Genomic DNA, 3,544 nt, shown 5'->3' on the forward strand with positions numbered 1-3,544 from the left:
GGCGGTGTCCCCGGCGAGCCGGACCACGGACTGGCGGGTGGCCAGCCTCAGGTGGATGTCCAGCTCCCGGTGGGCGACGCGGTCGAAACCGTCGAGGAGACGGCGCTCCATGGTGAACGAACGCACCTCGGCGGCGCTCTCCCGCGCCGTCATGAGCTGCTCCAGCATGGACTTGCGGCGCCGCCCCTCGGTGAAGGCGAGGACCATCCGGTACCGCATGCGCGCGGACGCGGCCGCGCCCCACCACTGGGGGACCATCGCGAGGAGAAGGAGCGGGACCAGCACCGGGTGCAGGACGGCCAGAACCCCGGCGGCGGCGACGATCCCCGCCAGGCCGGTGAGCAGGTCCGTGGTCTGGCGGACCAGCTGGCCCGCCTCCTCGCAGCCCCGGGTGCGGGACCGGAACAGGTGGTCGTGGAAGTCGCTGTCGTCGAAGGCCCGCAGCTCCACGGAGGTGGCGTCCAGCAGCAGGCTCCGTTCGGCGGCCAGGACCACCTTGGGGGCGAGCCGGGCCCGGGCACGACCGGCCAGGGCCCCGCAGCCGCCCCGGGCGACCAGCGCCGCGGCGAGCAGGGCCAGGGAGGGGAGCGCGGCGGCCACACGCGCCGGGGTGGGCACCTCCGCGAAGAGTTCCGTGAGCACGGAGGTGGTGGCGACCAGCGCCCAGGCGGTGGTGGCCCCGCTGCCGAGGGTGAACAGGACGGTGGCGAGGAGGTCGCGCGGGCCGCTGCGCCAGGCCAGGGCGGCGGCCTGTCCGACCAGCCGGGGCACGCGGCGGGCGATCCGGAACCAGGAGGCGCCAGCGATCTCGCCGTGGTGGCTGAGCCACCGGGGCGGGGAGAGTTCTGGCAGGTCAAGGCCCTCGGGTTCGGGGGTCTAAGGGAAGCGGGTGGTGCGCACGGCGGTTCCTCCTGGGGGTCGGGGCGGTTCGGGCGGTGCCGATCATCGCCCGGGACCACGACGCCCAGGGGAGGCCCCGGCGGTTGCGGTCGGACCGGATCGTGAGGCGGTGGGAGGAGGCGTTCGGCGGAGCGGGCGAGGGGGCGCGGGACCGCGAGGAGGATTCCGGGGGAAAGTCGCGATCCGAATACCTGTACGAATCGGCCGCGCCCAAAGCCCCGGGGGAGGGCGCCGGTGACTGGCGGACCGGTGTCCGCAAAAGGAGGCGCGCCACGAGGGTGCGGCGGAACCTGGCGGCCAGGTCAGGAGGTGGTGCGCTCGATGACGAGGTCGGCGTCGCCGCGCAGTTTCTCCACGGCCCGGGACAGGGTGCTCTTCACGGTGCCGATGGTCACGCCCATGCGCTCGGCGATCTGGGCCTCGGTGAGGTCCTCGTAGTAGCGCAGCACCACCGTGGTGCGCTGCCGGGCGGGCAGGCGATCGATGGCGCGGCCCACGACGTCGGCCAGGTCGCTGCGCCAGGTGGGGTCGTCCAGCCGCTGCTCGGGGATCTCGTCGGTGGGGTACACGTCGAGGCGCTTGCGGCGCCACTCGGAGATCTGGGTGTTGACCATGGCCCGGCGCACGTAGCCGTCCCGGGCCCGGGGGTTGGCGATGCGTCCCCAGGCGAGGAAGGTCTTGACCAGCGCCGCTTGGAGCAGGTCCTCAGCGTCCGCGTGGCTGTTGGTGAGGGAGCGCGCCATGCGGAGCAGCGCCGTTCCGCGCTCGGACACGTATTCGCTGAACTCCTCGGACCTGGGTGTCCGTGTCGTCCCGTTCACGTCCGTCACCGCCTCGACCCCGTCGCGTGCCGCCAGCGTGCGCACCGCTGTCGCGGGCCGCTCTGGACTCTCACTCTCACACAGCGAACGCAAATCCCCAGGAACCTGGACACCACGTGGCGACAAATCGCACGATCAGCGAACAAACCCCCGTGCGGTAGGGGCGAGGGCGAGGCGCTTTCCGGAGCCGGGCGTGTCGGAGTGAGGACTTGCCAAGGGCGTGCCGAACGCCTGGCGGACACAAAGTGTGTACAAATGCTTTCGTGCAGTGACGGAGAATCGTGAGTGGGCGGAGGGGAGTTCTCCCTTGCCCGCAGGCGAAGCGGTCACCTCCTCCCGGGCGCGTCGCCCCCACCGACACGAACCGACACGTGTCGGCGTGTGAGCGGCCGTTCCGGGAGGTGGGGGAGACAATGGGCACAGACGGACGAGTCGGTCTACAAGGGGGCGCGAAGGACATGTCAGTGATGACGGACAGTGGCCGGGACCGACGGCGGTTCACCGCCGCCGTGCTCGGTGCCGAGGCCGTACCCGAGCCCACACCGGTCCACCGCCGTGTCGTGCGCGGCGTGGTCGTCGACGCCACGTCGTACATGCTCTGCGTCGCCACACCCGAGGGGGAGGAGCGGTTCCTCTACGAACGCTTCACCTCCTTCTGGCGCGGCGGCGAGGTACTGCCCACCGAACTGCGCCCCGGCGACGACGTCGTGGTGCTGTGCTCGCATGACGGCCGCCTGGTCGCCGAACGCGTCTGGGCGCGTACCGCCCGGGCCACCGGGGTCATCACCGACCGCGAGGGCGACACCCTGCGGATCGACCCCGGTCACGGCCGTCCCCGTCTGACCGTGATCCTTCCCTACCGCTCCTCCGGGCGCATCGGGGTGCGCCACCCGAGGCTGGAGGCGGGCCACCTGTTCGACGCCGTCGGCGTCTGGCGGGGTGCGGAGATCGAGGCGACGCGGCCGGTCACCACCCAGCCGCCCTATCCGCTGAACTCCACCCCGCGCCGTCCTCCCACACGGGAGCACTCCGCGACCCTCACCGGGATCGCCACCTGGTACGACCCCGCCTGGGGGCGCGCCAGCCACCTGGACCCGAGGGCCGTGGCCGCGGGGGCCGCCTACCCGGCGCTCGATCCGGTCGGCCACGACGGTTCCTGCGACCGTCGCACTTCCTGCGTGCCGCTTCCGCTGCTGTCCACCGGGGCCACGCTCCACCTGCGCAACGACTGCACACAGGACGCCGCCGTCGTCCCCGTCGTGGACTGCGCCGCCGCCGACAGCTGGCTGTGCGACCTCTGCCCCGCGTGCGGGAGCCAGAGCGCGGGCCGCCTCGCCTCCCTCACCATGACCTCCTTCGTCGCCCTCGGCGGGCGGCTGGAGGCGGGCTGCTTCAACGCGACCATGACCGTCGCCAACCTGGAGGGCTGACCGATGTTCCCGGAGGTTCTCGAAGCGATCCGTGAGGTCCAGCTACCGCTCCTCGCGGCCCTGCTCCTGCTCGGCGCGGCGGCCAAGGCCAGCCCGCGCGCGGCGGGGACGGGCGTGTCCGTCCTGCTGCCCGAACGTCTGCGCCGCCCCGTCACGCTCGCCACCTGCCTGCTGGAGGCGGCCCTGGCAGTGGCGCTGCTGACCGCGACCGGCCTCCTCGGCGAGGCGGCCCGGGTGCTCACTGCCCTGATGTTCGCGGCGTCCGTGGTCCTGCTGCTGGTGGCCCGCCGCCGCGACCCCGAGGCCGGATGCGGCTGCTTCGGCGGCCTGAGCCGGACGCCGATCGGCTGGCGCACGCTCACCCGAGCGGGCCTGCTGGCGGTGGGCGCGGCC

Annotated in this window: 3 protein-coding genes and 1 pseudogene; 2 read left to right on the top strand and 2 right to left on the bottom strand. The window is 73.1% G+C overall.

All coding sequences use genetic code 11. The annotated features are described in order from the left end of the window. Both D452_RS28170 and D452_RS0112010 read right to left on the bottom strand, forming a co-directional pair. A pseudogene (locus D452_RS28170) lies at positions 1 to 771 on the bottom strand (ABC transporter ATP-binding protein); the annotation flags it as partial. A 431-nt stretch (positions 772 to 1,202) separates the two neighbouring features. After that, a complete protein-coding gene (locus tag D452_RS0112010) occupies positions 1,203 to 1,730 on the bottom strand; it encodes a SigE family RNA polymerase sigma factor (RefSeq protein ID WP_040693639.1) in 528 nt (175 codons plus the stop codon). A gap of 458 nt (positions 1,731 to 2,188) precedes the next feature. Here D452_RS0112010 and D452_RS0112015 point away from each other — a divergent pair, with 458 nt between their 5' ends. Both D452_RS0112015 and D452_RS0112020 read left to right on the top strand, forming a co-directional pair. Then, the gene (locus D452_RS0112015) at positions 2,189 to 3,151 is read left to right on the top strand and encodes a hypothetical protein (protein ID WP_017544393.1); all 963 of its coding nucleotides are present in this window, start codon (positions 2,189 to 2,191) and stop codon (positions 3,149 to 3,151) included. 3 nt (positions 3,152 to 3,154) lie between these two features. Beyond that, the coding region (locus tag D452_RS0112020) for a MauE/DoxX family redox-associated membrane protein (protein ID WP_017544394.1) at positions 3,155 to 3,544 on the top strand (390 nt) is incomplete at its 3' end.

Origin of the sequence: Nocardiopsis prasina DSM 43845, assembly GCF_000341265.1 — a bacterium.
GTDB lineage: Bacteria > Actinomycetota > Actinomycetes > Streptosporangiales > Streptosporangiaceae > Nocardiopsis > Nocardiopsis prasina.

Excerpts from the sequence above, each read along its gene's own strand:
- D452_RS0112015 (WP_017544393.1), top strand. The coding sequence starts at position 2,189 with ATGACGGACAGTGGCCGGGACCGACGGCGGTTCACCGCCGCCGTGCTC.